The sequence below is a fragment of the Cloacibacterium caeni genome, assembly GCF_907163125.1.
GTDB classification, from domain to species: Bacteria; Bacteroidota; Bacteroidia; order Flavobacteriales; family Weeksellaceae; genus Cloacibacterium; species Cloacibacterium caeni_B.
Map to the genome: position 1 here is coordinate 2725015 of NZ_OU015319.1, position 17194 is coordinate 2742208.

12 protein-coding genes, 2 tRNA genes and 3 rRNA genes are annotated in these 17194 nt (G+C 37.3%); 14 read left to right on the forward strand and 3 right to left on the reverse strand.

What is annotated here, in order from left to right; all coding sequences use genetic code 11:
• Window positions 1–13: 13 nt before the first annotated feature.
• The 11 genes from KKQ79_RS12685 (at window position 14) to rrf (ending at window position 9420) form a co-directional block, all read left to right on the forward strand.
• Window positions 14–583: an OmpH/Skp family outer membrane protein gene (locus KKQ79_RS12685; RefSeq protein WP_069800204.1), complete on the forward strand. Its 570-nt coding sequence runs from the start codon at window positions 14–16 to the stop codon at window positions 581–583.
• A gap of 34 nt (window positions 584–617) precedes the next feature.
• The gene (locus KKQ79_RS12690) at window positions 618–1118 is read left to right on the forward strand and encodes an OmpH/Skp family outer membrane protein (protein ID WP_213190449.1); all 501 of its coding nucleotides are present in this window, start codon (window positions 618–620) and stop codon (window positions 1116–1118) included.
• A 111-nt stretch (window positions 1119–1229) separates the two neighbouring features.
• A complete protein-coding gene (locus KKQ79_RS12695; RefSeq protein ID WP_213190745.1) occupies window positions 1230–1709 on the forward strand; it encodes an acyl-CoA thioesterase in 480 nt (159 codons plus the stop codon).
• A 1-nt stretch (window position 1710) separates the two neighbouring features.
• Window positions 1711–2265 (forward strand): dTDP-4-dehydrorhamnose 3,5-epimerase, encoded by a 555-nt coding sequence (gene rfbC / locus KKQ79_RS12700; RefSeq protein WP_213190450.1) that lies wholly within the window; start codon window positions 1711–1713, stop codon window positions 2263–2265.
• Window positions 2265–3125 carry a dTDP-4-dehydrorhamnose reductase gene (gene rfbD, locus KKQ79_RS12705; protein ID WP_213190451.1) on the forward strand — a complete coding sequence of 287 codons (861 nt, stop codon included), beginning with the start codon at window positions 2265–2267 and terminating at the stop codon, window positions 3123–3125. Before rfbC ends, rfbD begins: the two co-directional genes overlap by 1 nt.
• Window position 3126: 1 nt before the next feature.
• Complete coding sequence (locus KKQ79_RS12710; RefSeq protein WP_213190452.1) at window positions 3127–3798, forward strand: hypothetical protein; 672 nt, start codon at window positions 3127–3129, stop codon at window positions 3796–3798.
• Window positions 3799–4423: 625 nt separating this feature from the next.
• Window positions 4424–5940, forward strand: a 16S ribosomal RNA gene (locus tag KKQ79_RS12715).
• Between the two features lie 120 nt (window positions 5941–6060).
• Window positions 6061–6134, forward strand: a tRNA-Ile gene (locus KKQ79_RS12720).
• Window positions 6135–6147: 13 nt separating this feature from the next.
• Window positions 6148–6221: transfer RNA gene (locus KKQ79_RS12725), tRNA-Ala, on the forward strand.
• Between the two features lie 170 nt (window positions 6222–6391).
• A 23S ribosomal RNA gene (locus KKQ79_RS12730) occupies window positions 6392–9172 on the forward strand.
• Window positions 9173–9312: 140 nt separating this feature from the next.
• Window positions 9313–9420, forward strand: a 5S ribosomal RNA gene (gene rrf, locus KKQ79_RS12735).
• The 16S, 23S and 5S rRNA genes sit together here with 2 tRNA genes alongside, the layout of an rRNA operon.
• A 252-nt stretch (window positions 9421–9672) precedes the next feature.
• On the opposite strand, the gene KKQ79_RS12740 is transcribed toward rrf, so the two are convergent.
• Complete coding sequence (locus KKQ79_RS12740) at window positions 9673–11301, reverse strand: acyl-CoA carboxylase subunit beta (protein ID WP_213190453.1); 1629 nt, start codon at window positions 11299–11301, stop codon at window positions 9673–9675.
• Between the two features lie 438 nt (window positions 11302–11739).
• Between KKQ79_RS12740 and KKQ79_RS12745 the strand changes: the two genes are divergently transcribed.
• The 3 genes from KKQ79_RS12745 to KKQ79_RS12755 all read left to right on the forward strand — a co-directional run bounded on the left by KKQ79_RS12745 (window position 11740) and on the right by KKQ79_RS12755 (window position 14750).
• Window positions 11740–12639 (forward strand): DMT family transporter, encoded by a 900-nt coding sequence (locus KKQ79_RS12745; RefSeq protein ID WP_213190454.1) that lies wholly within the window; start codon window positions 11740–11742, stop codon window positions 12637–12639.
• Between the two features lie 15 nt (window positions 12640–12654).
• Window positions 12655–13734 carry a putative type IX sorting system protein PorV2 gene (locus tag KKQ79_RS12750; protein ID WP_213190455.1) on the forward strand — a complete coding sequence of 360 codons (1080 nt, stop codon included), beginning with the start codon at window positions 12655–12657 and terminating at the stop codon, window positions 13732–13734.
• A gap of 236 nt (window positions 13735–13970) precedes the next feature.
• Window positions 13971–14750 (forward strand): hypothetical protein, encoded by a 780-nt coding sequence (locus KKQ79_RS12755; protein ID WP_213190456.1) that lies wholly within the window; start codon window positions 13971–13973, stop codon window positions 14748–14750.
• 31 nt (window positions 14751–14781) lie between these two features.
• Here KKQ79_RS12755 and uvrC read toward each other — a convergent pair whose 3' ends face one another.
• Together uvrC and KKQ79_RS12765 are read right to left on the reverse strand one after the other, a co-directional pair.
• Window positions 14782–16572, reverse strand: coding sequence for an excinuclease ABC subunit UvrC (gene uvrC, locus KKQ79_RS12760; RefSeq protein WP_213190457.1), 1791 nt, complete (start codon window positions 16570–16572; stop codon window positions 14782–14784).
• 91 nt (window positions 16573–16663) lie between these two features.
• Window positions 16664–17182, reverse strand: coding sequence for a TonB-dependent receptor (locus tag KKQ79_RS12765; protein ID WP_213190458.1), 519 nt, complete (start codon window positions 17180–17182; stop codon window positions 16664–16666).
• Window positions 17183–17194: the final 12 nt, after the last annotated feature.

Below are 17194 nucleotides of genomic sequence, written 5' to 3' on the forward strand. Positions count from 1 at the left end.
AATCATCATTAATATGAAAAATTTAAAAGTTTTTTTAATATTTTTAATTTTTTTAACTGCTAATTCTGTTACATTTGCACAAAAAATAGGAGTGGTAGATACCAATTATATATTGAGTAAAATGCCACAGTATACAGAAGCACAAGCGAGACTAGAAGAACAAATCAAAGCTTGGGAAACAGAATTGCAAACCCTACAAGCAGAATATGATGCAAAAAAAGCCGCTTTTGAAAATGAAAAAGTACTTTTAGTAGGAGAGCAATTAAAACAACGAGAGGCAGAAGTGAAAAATCTCGATAAAAAAATTAAAAAATTTATTGCAGAAAAATTCAGCGGAGAAGGAGAAATTAATAAATTTAGAGCCAATTTAGCAAAACCTTTTCAAGACCAAATTTGGAATGCCATCAAAACAGTTACAGAAAAAAATAGTTTGGGCATAGTTCTTGATAAAAGTAGTAATATGAGTGTTATTTTTCTTGATAAAAGATATGATTACACCGACAAAGTTTTAGACCAATTGCTTAAAGGTCCTTCTAAAGAAGATACAAAAAGTAAAGACGCTAAGGCAAAAAATAAAAAATAGTAAAATAATAAACAATTTAAATTTTTAGAAAAACATGAAAAAATTAAGCGTATTATTTGCAGCAGTGATGATGTTTATGTCGTTCGGAGTTGCAAAGGCTCAGAAGATAGCTACAGTAGATGTGGCAGCTATTCTTAACATGATGCCAGAAAAAATAAAGGCTGACGAACAATTAAAAGCTTTCTCTACTGCTAAACAAGCAGAATTAGAAAAACTAGCGACTGCTTTCCAAGCAGATGTTCAGAAATATCAACAAGAAGGAGCTAAATTAACTCCTCAGCAAAGAGAAGCTAAAGAAGCTGAATTGGGAAAAACTCAACAAAATCTTCAGCAAATGTCTCAGACTGCTCAAAAAGATTTATTAGACAGACAAGACGCAGCTTATGCACCAATCGAAAAAAGATTAAACGATGCTATTACCAGAGCTGCTAAAGCAAACGGTTGGGATTTTATCTTTGATTCTGCAACTAATGGATTAATCTACAAAGCTGGTCCAGATGCTACCGCTGCTGTAAAAAAAGAATTAGGAATCTAATTTATATCCTAAATATTATAAAACCACCTTACCATAAGGTGGTTTTTTTATTTATTTTTGTACCATCATTCTTTATAAAAAAATAAAGAACATTAATCTTAAATTATGAAAATGGAAAAAGAAGTTTCGAGTGTTGTAAAAATTAGATTCAGCGATTGCGACCCAATTGGTCATCTTAATAATGTAAAATATTTGGAGTACATGCTCAACGCTAGAGAAGATCATGTAGAAGAATTTTACGGCTTTACTTACGAAGATTATTTCAGAAGAACAGGTTGTACTTGGGTAGCAGTTCAAAATGAAATTGCCTATTTGAAAGAAGTAAAAGCAAATACCAAAGTTATAATCAGCAGTAAAACCATCGAAATGTCTGACAGGGTTTCTAAAGTAGAAATTCTGATGAAAGACGAAAACGAAAAAGAAGTCTTTGCAGTACTTTGGATTACGGTTATTTATTTCAATATGAAAACCAGAAAATCTGAAGCATTACCTCCAGAAACTAAAGAGCTTTTTTCTCAATATTTGGTAGAAATTCCTCATCAAGAGTTCAAAGACAGAGTTCAATATTTTAGAATTTTAAATAAAGGATAAGATGGAACTAGAAAACACACCTCTTTTAGATTGTTTTATTTTAAAACCGAAAATCTGGAACGATAATCGCGGTTATTTTTTCGAAAATTATAATAAAAATATTTTCCAAAAACTTTCTGGCAAAGAAGTAGATTTTATTCAAGATAACCTTGCGTTTTCACATTACGGAGCAATCAGAGGTTTACACATGCAACTTCCACCTTATGCGCAAGCAAAATTGGTGTATTGCGTACAAGGTAGAATTTTAGATGTTGCAGTAGATGTAAGAAAAAACTCTCCCACTTTTGGTCAGTCTTTTGCTGTAGAACTCACCGAAGAAAACAGATGGCAATTATTTGTGCCAAAAGGTTTTTTGCATGGGTATTCTGTACTTTCAGAAACAGCATTAGTTGGATACAAGTGTGATGATTTTTATAATAAAGAGTCAGAATGCGGCATTCATCCATTAGATAAAACCGTAAATATTGACTGGAGAATTACAGCAGAGCAACAATTAATCTCCGAAAAAGATTTAAACGCTATTTCTTTTTTAGAACTTCCTGAAATTATTTTATAATGAAAAAAATTTTAGTTACTGGAGCAAACGGACAATTAGGACAATGTCTTCAGAAAATTTCTTCTCAATTTGAAGAGTTCGAATTTATTTTTACAGATTCAGAAACACTAGATATTACCAATAAAGAAGAAGTAAACGATTTCTTTTGGCAAAATGCTCCTGATTTTTGTATTAATGCTGCGGCTTACACTGCGGTAGATTTAGCAGAGACAGATATAGAAAAAGCTTTTTTGGTGAATGCAGATGGAACAGAAAACTTGGCAGAAGCATGTGCAGAAAATAATGCGCAGTTTATTCACGTTTCTACAGACTATGTTTTTGATGGCGAAAATAATTTAGCTTACACCGAAGAAGACTTTACTAATCCTTTGGGAGTTTATGGTGCATCTAAATTAGCAGGAGACGAATTGGCTTTAGAAGTAAATCCATGTTCGGTTATTCTCAGAACATCATGGGTGTATTCAGAATTTGGCAAAAATTTTGTAAAAACCATGCTGAGTCTTTTCGCTACTAAGGAAGAATTAAATATTGTAGCAGACCAATTTGGTCAACCAACCAATGCCAATGATTTAGCAGAAGCGATTATGAAAATTATAAAATCAGAAAAAATTACCCCTGGGATTTTTAATTTTTCTAATTTGGGAAGGATTTCTTGGTTTGATTTTGCGGAAAAAATTGCAGAACTTTCAGAAGCTAAGATTAAATTAAACGCCATTGAAACTTCACAATATCCTACACCAGCAAAAAGACCGAAAAATAGCGTTCTAGATTTAGGGAAAATTTCTAAAACCTATGCAGTCCCATTAAAACCTTGGGAAGAAAGTATAGAAGACTGTGTTCAAATATTACAAAATAATTAAAATGAAAAAAATCTTATACATATATATAGTATTATATAGTAGTTTTTGTTTCTCACAGAATATATTTCTTACTGAAGCCAAAGAAATTCATGCCAATAATGATAAATTTCTGTATGCTCTCAAGGAAGAACCCAAAACAGATGCTCAATATTTAGGAAAAATAGAAGTTTCAGGATTTTCTAACGATGATGCTGCTGTTTTTTCAGAAATTTATAAAAAAGCAAAATCCATCGGTGGCAATTCCTATTTTATGAAGCCCGCCGAAAATATAGAAGGCAATTCTACTTTTAATCCACATCACTATATACTATATATATATTATAAGGAAAAACAAACCATTCCTCAAAAAGAAAATACAGTCTACCTCATTAATCCAGAAAAAGAAATAGAAGTAAGGATTAATAATAAAAAAATAAAGTTGCCACAGAGAAGTTTTCTTCAGTTAGATTTAACTCAACAAGAGATTACAGATATTTCAGTGGGTAAATTTTTAGGCTCTAGAATAAAACTTCAGGCAAAAAATAACCAGCCCGAACAATATTTCCAGATTTCAGGGAAGAAAATCTCGGCCAATTCACAAGTTTCTCCAGGTATAAATTATAAAACAGGAGACATTATAGCCCTCGAAAAATCCTTTGCAGAGTTTCTTTTAACGATTTATGATAAAATTTAGGAGCTATTTCCCGCTTTCCACTGCAATCTTTTTGGCTCGTCAAGGCCTCTCGCTAAAAAAGGATTTCCGTTTCAATCGGGGCTAAATGGAGATTGCAAATTGATATTCCGAATTAAACATAAGGTAGAAGTAAATTTTTCCTATTAGTATTCAGTAAGTTGTGATTTATGACATAAAAAACATGTAAATAAATTTGGGGATTTTGTAAAACTTCGTACTTTTGCAATCCGAAACAACGGGAAAGCGCAGGAGCTAATTAAGTAGAAAGATACGAAACAAGAACGTAAAAATATTTTAAGAAAATATTTGGAAGTTTAGAAAAAAGCATTACCTTTGCAGTCCCTTAAATGAGGGAGCGCAGAAGAGTAAAGTTTTTTTGAGAGAGATACGTTAAGTTAAGCTAAAGTAAGAAATAGTGCGACTGAGGGTCTTGAAAAAAAATATCAAAAAAAGTTTTGTTGATTAAAAAATAATTAATACTTTTGCACTCGCAAATCAGAAATGCAAGATGACAGAAAAGTTTTCTGAGGCGCGAAAGAAAAAGAGATCTTTGAAATACAATATAACAACCAAGTAAAAAAAATAAACCAAAGCGAAGTCAACTTTGAGTGAGTCAGACAAACATACAATGGAGAGTTTGATCCTGGCTCAGGATGAACGCTAGCGGGAGGCCTAACACATGCAAGCCGAGCGGTATTGTTTCTTCGGAAATGAGAGAGCGGCGTACGGGTGCGGAACACGTGTGCAACCTGCCTTTATCTGGGGGATAGCCTTTCGAAAGGAAGATTAATACTCCATAATATATTGAACGGCATCGTTTGATATTGAAAGCTCCGGCGGATAGAGATGGGCACGCGCAAGATTAGCTAGTTGGTGAGGTAACGGCTCACCAAGGCGATGATCTTTAGGGGGCCTGAGAGGGTGATCCCCCACACTGGTACTGAGACACGGACCAGACTCCTACGGGAGGCAGCAGTGAGGAATATTGGTCAATGGGTGCAAGCCTGAACCAGCCATCCCGCGTGAAGGACGACTGCCCTATGGGTTGTAAACTTCTTTTGTATAGGGATAAACCTACCCTCGTGAGGGTAGCTGAAGGTACTATACGAATAAGCACCGGCTAACTCCGTGCCAGCAGCCGCGGTAATACGGAGGGTGCAAGCGTTATCCGGATTTATTGGGTTTAAAGGGTCCGTAGGCGGACTTATAAGTCAGTGGTGAAAGCCTGTCGCTTAACGATAGAACTGCCATTGATACTGTAAGTCTTGAGTATATTTGAGGTAGCTGGAATAAGTAGTGTAGCGGTGAAATGCATAGATATTACTTAGAACACCAATTGCGAAGGCAGGTTACCAAGATATAACTGACGCTGAGGGACGAAAGCGTGGGGAGCGAACAGGATTAGATACCCTGGTAGTCCACGCCGTAAACGATGCTAACTCGTTTTTGGGCTTTAGGGTTCAGAGACCAAGCGAAAGTGATAAGTTAGCCACCTGGGGAGTACGCTCGCAAGAGTGAAACTCAAAGGAATTGACGGGGGCCCGCACAAGCGGTGGATTATGTGGTTTAATTCGATGATACGCGAGGAACCTTACCAAGACTTAAATGGGAATTGACAGTTTTAGAAATAGAACTTTCTTCGGACAATTTTCAAGGTGCTGCATGGTTGTCGTCAGCTCGTGCCGTGAGGTGTTAGGTTAAGTCCTGCAACGAGCGCAACCCCTGTCACTAGTTGCCATCATTCAGTTGGGGACTCTAGTGAGACTGCCTACGCAAGTAGAGAGGAAGGTGGGGATGACGTCAAATCATCACGGCCCTTACGTCTTGGGCCACACACGTAATACAATGGCCGGTACAGAGGGCAGCTACACAGCGATGTGATGCAAATCTCGAAAGCCGGTCTCAGTTCGGATTGGAGTCTGCAACTCGACTCTATGAAGCTGGAATCGCTAGTAATCGCGCATCAGCCATGGCGCGGTGAATACGTTCCCGGGCCTTGTACACACCGCCCGTCAAGCCATGGAAGCTGGGGGTGCCTGAAGTCGGTGACCGTAAAAGGAGCTGCCTAGGGTAAAACTAGTAACTAGGGCTAAGTCGTAACAAGGTAGCCGTACCGGAAGGTGCGGCTGGAACATCTCATTTTAGAGCGTCTTTAGACGTAAAACAAAATTAAAATAAGAACTTACTCAGTTCGCTTTGGTTTTTTACTGGTTGATATATAAAAATATACCCCTAATCATTAGTAAGAGGGAAGAGATTTAAAGTCTCGTAGCTCAGCTGGTTAGAGCGCTACACTGATAATGTAGAGGTCGGCAGTTCGAGCCTGCCCGAGACTACTAAAGAATTAGAGGGGAATTAGCTCAGCTGGCTAGAGCGCCTGCCTTGCACGCAGGAGGTCAAGGGTTCGACTCCCTTATTCTCCACAGTTTTAGAGGTCTAATTTAAAAGTGACGAATAGAGCCAAAAACAATATTTGTTTATTAGACATTTAAGAAGAAAAATAGATCATTGACATTAACGATAAAGACATCACAAAGAGATAACCGAGCACTTTCGAGTGCCGAGTATAAAAATATACTAATATAATATTAGGAAAGAAATCGTTAAGGGCGTATGGCGGATGCCTAGGCTTTCAGAGGCGACGAAGGACGTGGTAAGCTGCGAAAAGCTGCGGGGATTGGCACACACGAATTGATCCGCAGATGTCCGAATGGGGCAACCCGGCATGTTGAAGACATGTCACCCAGCAATGGGAGCAAACCCGGAGAACTGAAACATCTAAGTACCCGGAGGAAAAGAAATCGAAGAGATTCCGTAAGTAGTGGCGAGCGAAAGCGGATTAGCCCAAAAGTCTTTATATGTTTAGAAGAATGTTCTGGAAAGAACAGCCATAGAGGGTGATAGCCCCGTAATCGAAAGGCATACATAGATGATAAATGAGTAGGGCGGGACACGTGAAATCCTGTCTGAATATGGGGGGACCATCCTCCAAGGCTAAATACTCCTGAAAGACCGATAGTGAACAAGTACTGTGAAGGAAAGGTGAAAAGCACTTCGAATAGAAGGGTGAAATAGAACCTGAAACCGTACGCCTACAAGCGGTCGGAGCACCTATATGGTGTGACGGCGTGCCTTTTGCATAATGAGCCTACGAGTTAATTTTACTAGCGAGGTTAAGGACTTCAGGTCCGGAGCCGGAGCGAAAGCGAGTCTGAATAGGGCGCATAGTTAGTAGGATTAGACGCGAAACCTTGTGATCTACCCATGGGCAGGTTGAAGCTCTGGTAACACAGAGTGGAGGACCGAACCGGTTGACGTTGAAAAGTCTTCGGATGACCTGTGGGTAGGGGTGAAAGGCCAATCAAACTGGGAGATAGCTCGTACTCCCCGAAATGCATTTAGGTGCAGCGTTGCGATAAGTTTATTAGAGGTAGAGCTACTGATTGGATGCGGGGGTTTCATCGCCTACCAATTCCTGACAAACTCCGAATGCTAATAAATGTTTCGCAGCAGTGAGGGCATGGGTGCTAAGGTCCATGTCCGAGAGGGAAAGAACCCAGACCAACAGCTAAGGTCCCCAAATATATGCTAAGTTGAAACAACGCGGTTGGACTGCATTGACAGCTAGGATGTTGGCTTGGAAGCAGCCATTCATTTAAAGAGTGCGTAACAGCTCACTAGTCGAGCGGTCCGGCATGGATAATAATCGGGCATAAGCATATTACCGAAGCTATGGATTTGTACAATAGTACATCTGGTAGGGGAGCATTCTATTTGCGCCGAAGCAGTATCGCGAGGTATTGTGGAGCGGATAGAAAAGAAAATGTAGGCATAAGTAACGATAAAGGGGGCGAGAAACCCCCTCACCGAAAGACTAAGGTTTCCTCAGCCATGCTAATCAGCTGAGGGTTAGTCGGGGCCTAACGCGAACCCGAAAGGGGTAGTGGATGGACAACGGGTTAATATTCCCGTACCTGTATAATAATAAAGTGACGGAGTTGGAAATTAGGTGCGTACTGACGGAATAGTACGTTGAAGTAACTGCGAGGTTACGATAGTACAGCAAGTCTTCGGATGCGCTGATAATCCTAAGGACCCGCTTCCAAGAAAAGCGATTTATACAGCCCGTACCAAAACCGACACAGGTAGTCGAGGAGAGAATCCTAAGGTGCTCGAGTGAGTCGTGGCTAAGGAACTAGGCAAAATAGTCTCGTAACTTCGGAAGAAGAGACGCCAGCAGTAATGCTGGCCGCAGTGAAGAGGCCCAGGCGACTGTTTATCAAAAACACAGGACTCTGCTAAATCGAAAGATGCTGTATAGGGTCTGACACCTGCCCGGTGCTGGAAGGTTAAGGAAGGTGCTTAGAAGTAATTCGAAGGCATTGACTGAAGCCCCAGTAAACGGCGGCCGTAACTATAACGGTCCTAAGGTAGCGAAATTCCTTGTCGGGTAAGTTCCGACCTGCACGAATGGTGTAACGATCTGGGCACTGTCTCAGCCACGAGCTCGGTGAAATTGTAGTATCGGTGAAGATGCCGATTACCCGCAATGGGACGAAAAGACCCTGTGAACCTTTACTATAACTTCGTATTGACTCTGAGTAAATAATGTGTAGGATAGGTGGGAGGCTTTGAAGCAGGCACGCTAGTGTTTGTGGAGCCAACGTTGAAATACCACCCTTTGTTTACTTGGAGCCTAACTTCGAAAGAAGGACATTGCGTGGTGGGTAGTTTGACTGGGGTGGTCGCCTCCAAAAGAGTAACGGAGGCTTTCAAAGGTACCCTCAGCACGCTTGGTAACCGTGCGTAGAGTGTAATGGCATAAGGGTGCTTGACTGTGAGACCTACAAGTCGATCAGGTGCGAAAGCAGGACATAGTGATCCGGTGGTTCCGTATGGAAGGGCCATCGCTCATAGGATAAAAGGTACTCCGGGGATAACAGGCTAGTCTCCCCCAAGAGCTCACATCGACGGGGAGGTTCGGCACCTCGATGTCGGCTCGTCACATCCTGGGGCTGGAGAAGGTCCCAAGGGTTGGGCTGTTCGCCCATTAAAGTGGCACGCGAGCTGGGTTCAGAACGTCGTGAGACAGTTCGGTCTCTATCTATTGCGGGCGTTAGAAGTTTGAGCGGAGTTGACTCTAGTACGAGAGGACCGTGTTGAACAAACCTCTGGTGTATCAGTTGTACCGCCAGGTGCACCGCTGAGTAGCTATGTTTGGAAGAGATAAGCACTGAAAGCATATAAGTGCGAAACTCGCCGCGAGATGAGACTTCTTTTAAGGGTCGTTGGAGATGACGACGTTGATAGGCTACAGGTGTAAAGGCAGTAATGTCATAGCCGAGTAGTACTAATTACCCGTAGATTTATAGCCTAATAGGCACTCGAAAGAGATAAGGTTAGCTCTTTGTGAACGTTTTTATCGATAAAAAAGGAATTAGTCTTGAAAGGGCTAAGGATTTAGATTAAACCTAAGTCCTAAAACCTAACAACTAATCCCTCATATAAAGCCTTTAGGGTGGTTTTAGCAGAGGGGCTCACCTGTTCCCATTCCGAACACAGAAGTTAAGCCCTCTAGCGCCGATGGTACTGCTAACGCGGGAGAGTAGGTCGCCGCCAGTTTTTATTTTGAAATCCTCATCATTTACATGATGAGGATTTTTTGTTTTATCACTATTCTATCTAATCCAATCTCATCAAGCTATCATTTTGACAGCATAATACATTAAATGAGAAAATACTCATGAAACTTGACTTGCATATATAAATTATAAACATCAATTTATATTTAAAGAAAGAAAAGCATTAAAAAGCCTCTGTCCTTCATTAGAACAGAGGCTTTTTACTTTATAATTTTATGTATGTTTAAATATATTATACTTGGATTACTCCCAAATTAAACTTATCGGTTATAGGAGAATTATTTGCAACTTCTATTCCTGCAGATATCCATTTTCTGGTGTCTAACGGATTAATAATAGCATCAACCCAAATCCTAGCAGCAGAATATTCTACTTTTGTTTGTTTGGTGTAGTTTTGAGTGATTTTTTCTACAAGTGCATTATGTTCTTCTTTTGTAATTTCCATTCCTTGTTTTTTGAGAGTAGATTCTTGAATTTGAACCAAAACTTTTGCTGCTTGTGAGCCTCCCATAACGGCTAATTCTGCCCAAGGCCAAGAAACGATTAATCTAGGGTCATAAGCTTTTCCACACATGGCATAATTCCCAGCTCCGAAGGAATTTCCTGTTATTATGGTAAATTTGGGAACTACGGAGTTGGCAACAGCATTTACCATTTTGGCGCCGTCTTTGATGATTCCTCCATGTTCTGATTTAGAACCTACCATAAATCCAGTTACGTCTTGTAAGAAAACCAAAGGAATTTTTCTTTGATTGCAATTGGCTATAAATCTAGTAGCTTTATCTGCAGAATCTGAATAAATAACACCTCCAAATTGCATTTCACCTTTCCCAGATTTTACCATTTTTCTTTGATTGGCTACAATTCCTACGGACCAACCATCAATTCTTGCTGTAGCACAAATAATAGTTTTGCCATAATCTGGTTTGTATTCTTCGAATTTTGATTGATCTACAAGTCTTTTAATAATTTCATAAGTGTCATATTGTTCTGATCTAGAAGCGGGGATAATACCAAAAATTTCTTCGGGATTTTCTTTTGGAGGAAAACTTTCTGTCCTATCGAATCCTGCTTTTTCGAAATCACCAATGGATTTCATAATGTTTTTAATTCTGTCTAAAGCGTCTTTATCATCTTTGGCTTTGTAATCTGTAACTCCAGAAATTTCGCAATGTGTAGTGGCTCCACCCAAAGTTTCATTGTCAATATTTTCACCAATTGCGGCTTTTACTAAATAACTTCCAGCTAAGAAAATAGAACCTGTTTTATCTACAATCATGGCTTCGTCACTCATAATTGGGAGATAAGCTCCACCTGCTACACAACTTCCCATAATGGCAGAAATTTGGATGATTCCCATTGCAGACATTTTCGCATTATTTCTAAAAATTCTACCAAAATGTTCCTTGTCTGGGAAAATTTCGTCTTGCATAGGGAGATAAACACCAGCAGAATCTACCAAATAGATGATTGGCAGTCTGTTTTCCATGGCGATTTCTTGCGCTCTAAGGTTTTTCTTTCCTGTAATAGGAAACCAAGCTCCTGCTTTTACGGTAGCATCATTGGCTACAACAATGCATTGTTTACCTGAAATTTTACCAATTTTTACAACTACTCCTGCACTTGGACAACCACCATGTTCTTCATACATTTCGTGGCCTGCAAAAGCGGCTATTTCTATCGCTTCATCATCATTATCAAGTAGATAAGCGATACGTTCTCTAGCGGTGAGTTTACCTTGTTCGTGCTGTTTTTGTAAAGCTTTTTCTCCGCCACCTTTTTTGATTTTGGCGTAGAGTTGATTAATTTCTGAAAGCCTGAGTTTATTAGTGTCTTCGTTTTTATTGAATTGTAAGTCCATAATTTATTTTGTGTCTCTAAAAATACACATTTTATAAAAAATAAGAAATGAATTCTGAATGAGATGTACCATAAATTTAAATTTTAACTCTGAAAGTGTTTTTATGACCGAACTGCGCCCGTGATGGAGCCATTGTTGGAGCTCTCCCGAAATGAAATGGGAATGAATTTGGCTTTCGGGAAGCGACTGGCGACGGCACGAAATTGGCGCCAAAAAAAATAAAATTTAACTAATTTTTAAGAAATATTGAATCTTGTTTCTCCGTTTATTAAAAAAAGAATTAAATGATTTATTTTTCCTAATTAGTTTTTATAGTTTATTATTTGAGCAACGCCCCGAATTTTCGAAGAAAATTCGGGGCGTGTTTATAGGAATGAATTGAGGAAACCCTATGATAAAAAGAAAATTAATGATATTTTTGTACAGAAAATTTGAGATATGTATAAAACTTCTACTTTTAGGCTTCATTTGATTGTTTTTTTATGGGGATTTACTGCTATTTTGGGAAAACTGATTCATGCGAATGCAGAAGTTTTGGTTTTTTACAGAATGCTTTTCGCTTCGGTTTTTCTCTATTTATTCATTAGGATTATCAAAAAAGACAGCATAAAAGTTTCTAAGAAATTGCTCTTAAAATTAGTAGGAATAGGAAGTTTAATGGCATTTCACTGGTTGTTTTTCTTCAGTTCTATTAAGGTTTCTAATGTATCTATTGCGCTGAGTTGTCTGGGAACATCTACTTTGTTTGCCGCACTACTAGAACCTTTGATTTTTAAAAGAAAAATAGACGTTTCGGAGATTGTGATGGGAATCGTGATTGTGATTTGTATTTCATTAATTTTCAAAGTAGAATTTCAATATAAACTAGGGATTATTTACGGTTTAATTTGCGCTTTACTCGGAACGATTTTTTCAGTTTTTAACGGAAAATTATATGGCAAAACATCATCTGGGAATATTATTTTCTATGAAATTTCCGGAGGCTTTCTGGTGATTAGTTTGTATTATGTTTTTTCTGGTCATATTTCGCAAGTTGGCGAAATAAGTTACCGTGATTTAGCGTTATTAACCTTATTGGCGAGTGTTTTTACAGCATATCCTATGTTTGAGTCAGTGAATTTGATGAAGTACATTTCACCATTTACCTTGATTCTTACAGTAAATTTAGAGCCTATTTATGGAATTATATTGGCTTTTTTTATCTTTGGAGAATCAGAAAAAATGAGTGCTGTTTTTTATGGAGCTTCTTTGGTTATGATTTTGGCAATTGTCATTAATGGAGTCATTAAAGCCAGAAAAAAATCCAAAGAAATAGCAATAGAAAACACTCAAGAGTGATATTAAACAAATTTGATGAAAAAATATTTACTTCTTTTAACCTTTTTGTCAGTCATTGGCAACGCACAAATCGTAAGAAAATATTCTAACGAATTTCTCAATATAGGAGCTGGAGCCAGAGGTTTAGCAATGGGAGGAGCTGTGATTTCTAATCAGAATGATGTCTATGCTCCGATGTGGAATCCAGCTGGTTTAACCGAAGTAGAAAGTGATTGGCAAGGCGCAGCAATGCACGCAGAATATTTCGAATCTATTGCGAAATACGATTATATTTCTTTCGCCAAAGCGCTCGATTCTAAAGATGGCGTTTTGGGAATTTCTATTGTGAGATTGGGAGTGGATAATATTTTGAACACTACTCAGATGATAGATTCCGAAGGAAATATAGATTATGATAAAATTTCTAAATTTTCCACTTCAGATTACGCGGGAATTATTTCTTATGCTTTTCGTCCTGCTGGAAACCAAAAACTAAGCGTGGGAATTAATGCCAAAATCGTTTACCGAAATATTGGGAAATTTGCCAATGGTTTTGGTTTTGGATTTGATGCAGGAGCCATTTATCGTGCGGATTCTGGTTACCAATTTGGAGCAATGTTGAGAGATGCCACTACTACAGTGAATTTTTGGAGCATCAACCAAAAAGAATTGTCAGCAGTAGTAAATGGAGAAGAATTCAATCCCGCTCCAAAAGATAAAATGGAAATTACCATGCCTAAATTGAATCTAGGCGTTTCAAAAAATTTTGAAATCAATAGAGATTTAGAATTATTGCCAGAAGCTGGTCTTAATGTAGATTTTGCCAAAACCGCCGCAGTAATTTCTACCGATTTTGCGAGTATTTCGCCATATATTGGTGCGGAACTCAGTTTCCAGAAAATGATTTTTGTAAGAGCTGGTCTCAATAGATTTCAAACTGTTACCGATATCGAAGACCTAAAACGCAAAGTTTCTATGCAACCAAGCGCCGGAATTGGTATCAAATACAAGGGACTTACGCTAGATTACGCCATCACCAATACAGGAATTGGCGGCAGCAATTATTTCTCGAATTTCTTTTCTCTGAAATTGGATATGAGGGATTTTAAATATTAGAAGCACAACCCGTTTTCAGTTTTTAATCACGTTTTCACCTGCTTTCGCCACTCGCTTTTTTGTTTTTTAGATTCTTCGAATTCTCTCAGAATGACAAAAAAAAAACAAAAAGAGCTCAAACAAAGGCTCAATCAGGGCTATTTTTCACTTTCATTTCTTCGTAAGCAAGTTTTCAGGAAATTAATTTCATTAGAACTTAATTATTTTTTACATTTACTTCACTAAAATTTCTCACAATGAAAAAATCATTTGCACTTGCTTTCTTGTTTTTCACTCTTATATTTTCCGCTCAAAATATTACCGATTACGAATACATTTATGTTCCTAAAAAGTTCAAAGATTTTGAAGCAAATGAATATAATCTCAATACCCTTTTGAAAAAATCTTTAGAAGCAAAGAAATATAAAGTAATTCAAGATGACATTGTAAATTGGCCTTTAGAATTAAGACAAAATCCTTGCAAAGTTTTAAATGCAGATTTGCTTAATGATTCTAACATGTTCAGAAATCGAGTGAAATTACAGTTTTCGAATTGCGAGAAAAACGTAGTTTTTGAAACCAAAGGAACTTCTATGATTAAGGATTTCGAGTTAGGTTATCAAGACGCGATGAATATTTCACTCAAAAATTTACAAAATTCTCAACCTAAAGAAATAGAAATTTTAGCAAAACCAACACAAAAAACCGTAGTAGAAACCGTTCTAGAAAAGCCAGTCCAAGCTGTAGTAGCTTCTACAAATTCTGCAACTCCTGAAGTTTCCAAAAAAGCAGAAAGTTATAGCAATGGAACGATGAGTTTCCAAAAAATTCAGATTTCTAAAGATCAATTCATCTTGGTAAGTTCTAGGAGTTCTGTTCCTTTTGCCACTTTTAAAAATACTACAAAATCAGATGTTTACAGAGTCACTTTAGAAAATGGAACTTCTACTCTAGGTTACACAGAAAACGGAAACCTAATCATAGAAATCCAAACCAACGATGGGAATTACAAAAAAGAAGTCTTTACAGCGAAATAAAAAATAAAAGCATCAAGAAATTGATGCTTTTTTATTGATTAAAAAACTCCCAAACAATTTTCCCTTTCTGCTTCCCAAGAATTTCTTCCAGAGTTTCTAGGTTGGCTTCTTTTACGCGTTTTACAGATTTTAGTTTTTTTAGAAGCAATTCTATGGTTTTTTCGCCCACTCCAGGAATTTCTTCTAATTCAGATTTTATGGTATTGTTGGTTCTGCGCGTTCTGTGATGCTTCACCCCAAAACGGTGTGCTTCGTCACGAACTCTTTGCAAAATTTTCAGCGTTTCAGATTTTTTGTCTAAGTATAACGGAATTGGATCTTCTGGAAAGAAAATTTCTTCCAAACGTTTTGCAATTCCTACAATGGTTATTTTTCCGTACAAACCTAATAATTTCAAGCTTTTCACCGCAGACGAAAGTTGACCTTTTCCACCGTCAATCAAAATCAATTGCGGAAGATTTTCACCTTCATCGAGCATTCTTTTGTAACGTCTGTAAATCACTTCTTCCATCGTCGCAAAATCATTCGGTCCTTCTACTGTTTTTACATGGAAAATTCTATAATCAGATTTACTAGGTTTTCCATCTTTGAAAACAACACAAGCAGAAACAGGATTACTTCCTTGAATATTGGAGTTGTCAAAACCTTCTATATGTCTTGGTTCTACTGGCATTCGCAAAAGTTTTTGCATTTCTGCCATAATTCTGTTGGTGTGTCTTTCTGGATCTACAATTTGAACTTGTTTCAGTTTTTCCAGTCTGTATTCTTTGGCGTTTTTTTCAGAAAGTTCTACAATTCGTTTCTTGTCACCCACTTTCGGAACGATGAGTTTTATATTCGGAATTTCTATATTTAAATGAAAAGGAAGCAATATTTCCTTAGATTCAGAAGCGAATTTTTGTCGGATTTCTATGAGTGCTTCTTCCAAAATTTCTTCATCGGTTTCTTCCAGCATTTTTTTGATTTCAGTAGTGAAACTTTGGACAATATTTCCGTTTCTGATTTTAAAGAAATTCACATAAGCTGCGGTTTCATCACTCGTCATTCCGAAAACATCTACATCATCTATGTTTGGATTGACAACCGTATTTCTTGCTTGGTAATCTTCTAAAATATCTAATCTTTCTTTTACATTTTGTGCTGCTTCAAACTCTAAATTGGCAGCAAAACGAAACATTTCGTCTTCTAAATATTTCCTCGCTTTTCGGAAATCTCCTTTGATAATTCCACGGATGGCATCTATTTTTTCATCATAATTTTCCAGACTTTCTAAGCCTTCACAAGGACCTTTGCAATTTTTGATGTGATATTCTAAGCAAACTTTATATTTTCCGTCTTCAATTTTTTTTGGTGCCAAATCTAAATTACACGAACGAATTTTATACAAATTTTTAATCGTTTCCAACAAAATTTTGGCAGGACGAACTTTAGCATAAGGTCCGTAATATTCACTTCCATCTTTGATTATGGTTCTGGTCAAAAAAACACGCGGGAAATTTTCGTTTTTAATACAAATCCAAGGATAGGTTTTGTCGTCCTTCAACATGACATTGTAAAACGGCTGATGTTCTTTTATCAGATTATTTTCCAGTAAAAGTGCGTCATATTCAGAGTTTACAACGGTTGTTTCTAATCGTACGATTTTAGAAACCATAATTCTGGTTCTGTAACCGTTTTGATTTTTGTTGAAATAAGAAAGTACTCTTTTCTTCAAATTTTTGGCTTTTCCTACATACAAAAGTTGTCCGTTTTTATCGTAATAACGGTAAACTCCGGGTTCTGAAGGAAGTGTTTTGAGTTGAAGTTCGAGATTTGAATTCATTGAACAAAAATAGTGAAAAAGTATTGAGATACGAGATACGTGTTTCGAGATTTTAACGTTTCATACAACCATCTCAATTATTTTTTCTCTGCTATTTCATTTCTATTGCTTCAATATAAATTGCTTTTCCTTTTGGTAAGAGAACAGGTTCTACAAACGGTTGTTCCTCCAAAATTTTCACAGAAATGATGGCAGATTTATCAAGCAAAAGATATTTTTTTTTATCTACGAAATGTTTGTTGAGCACAATTGGCAAGAATTGGTTGGCTTTTGAAATGTTATATTCAGTGTAAAAATTTCGGAGATTTAATAGTTTAGATTCAGGTTTAGTTATAAAGATTAAAACTCCATTTTTTGCTCTATAACCATATAATTCCGTTGCCCTTTCTCCTTTTAAAACATTAATACTTTCGATATTTTGAACATTAATTGCAAAGCAATCAGAAAAAGTTGGCATTCCGTTAATCACATATAGAACATTTTGGAAGTTTTTGTTATCTCGGATTTTTACATTCTGAGAGTTGTTAGAAATAATTTTTCTGAGGTTATTTTCTTGAGCAAAATTCATTTGAACAAAAGACAAAGCAAGGAGAAAAAATAATTTTTTCATGGTATTAATTTT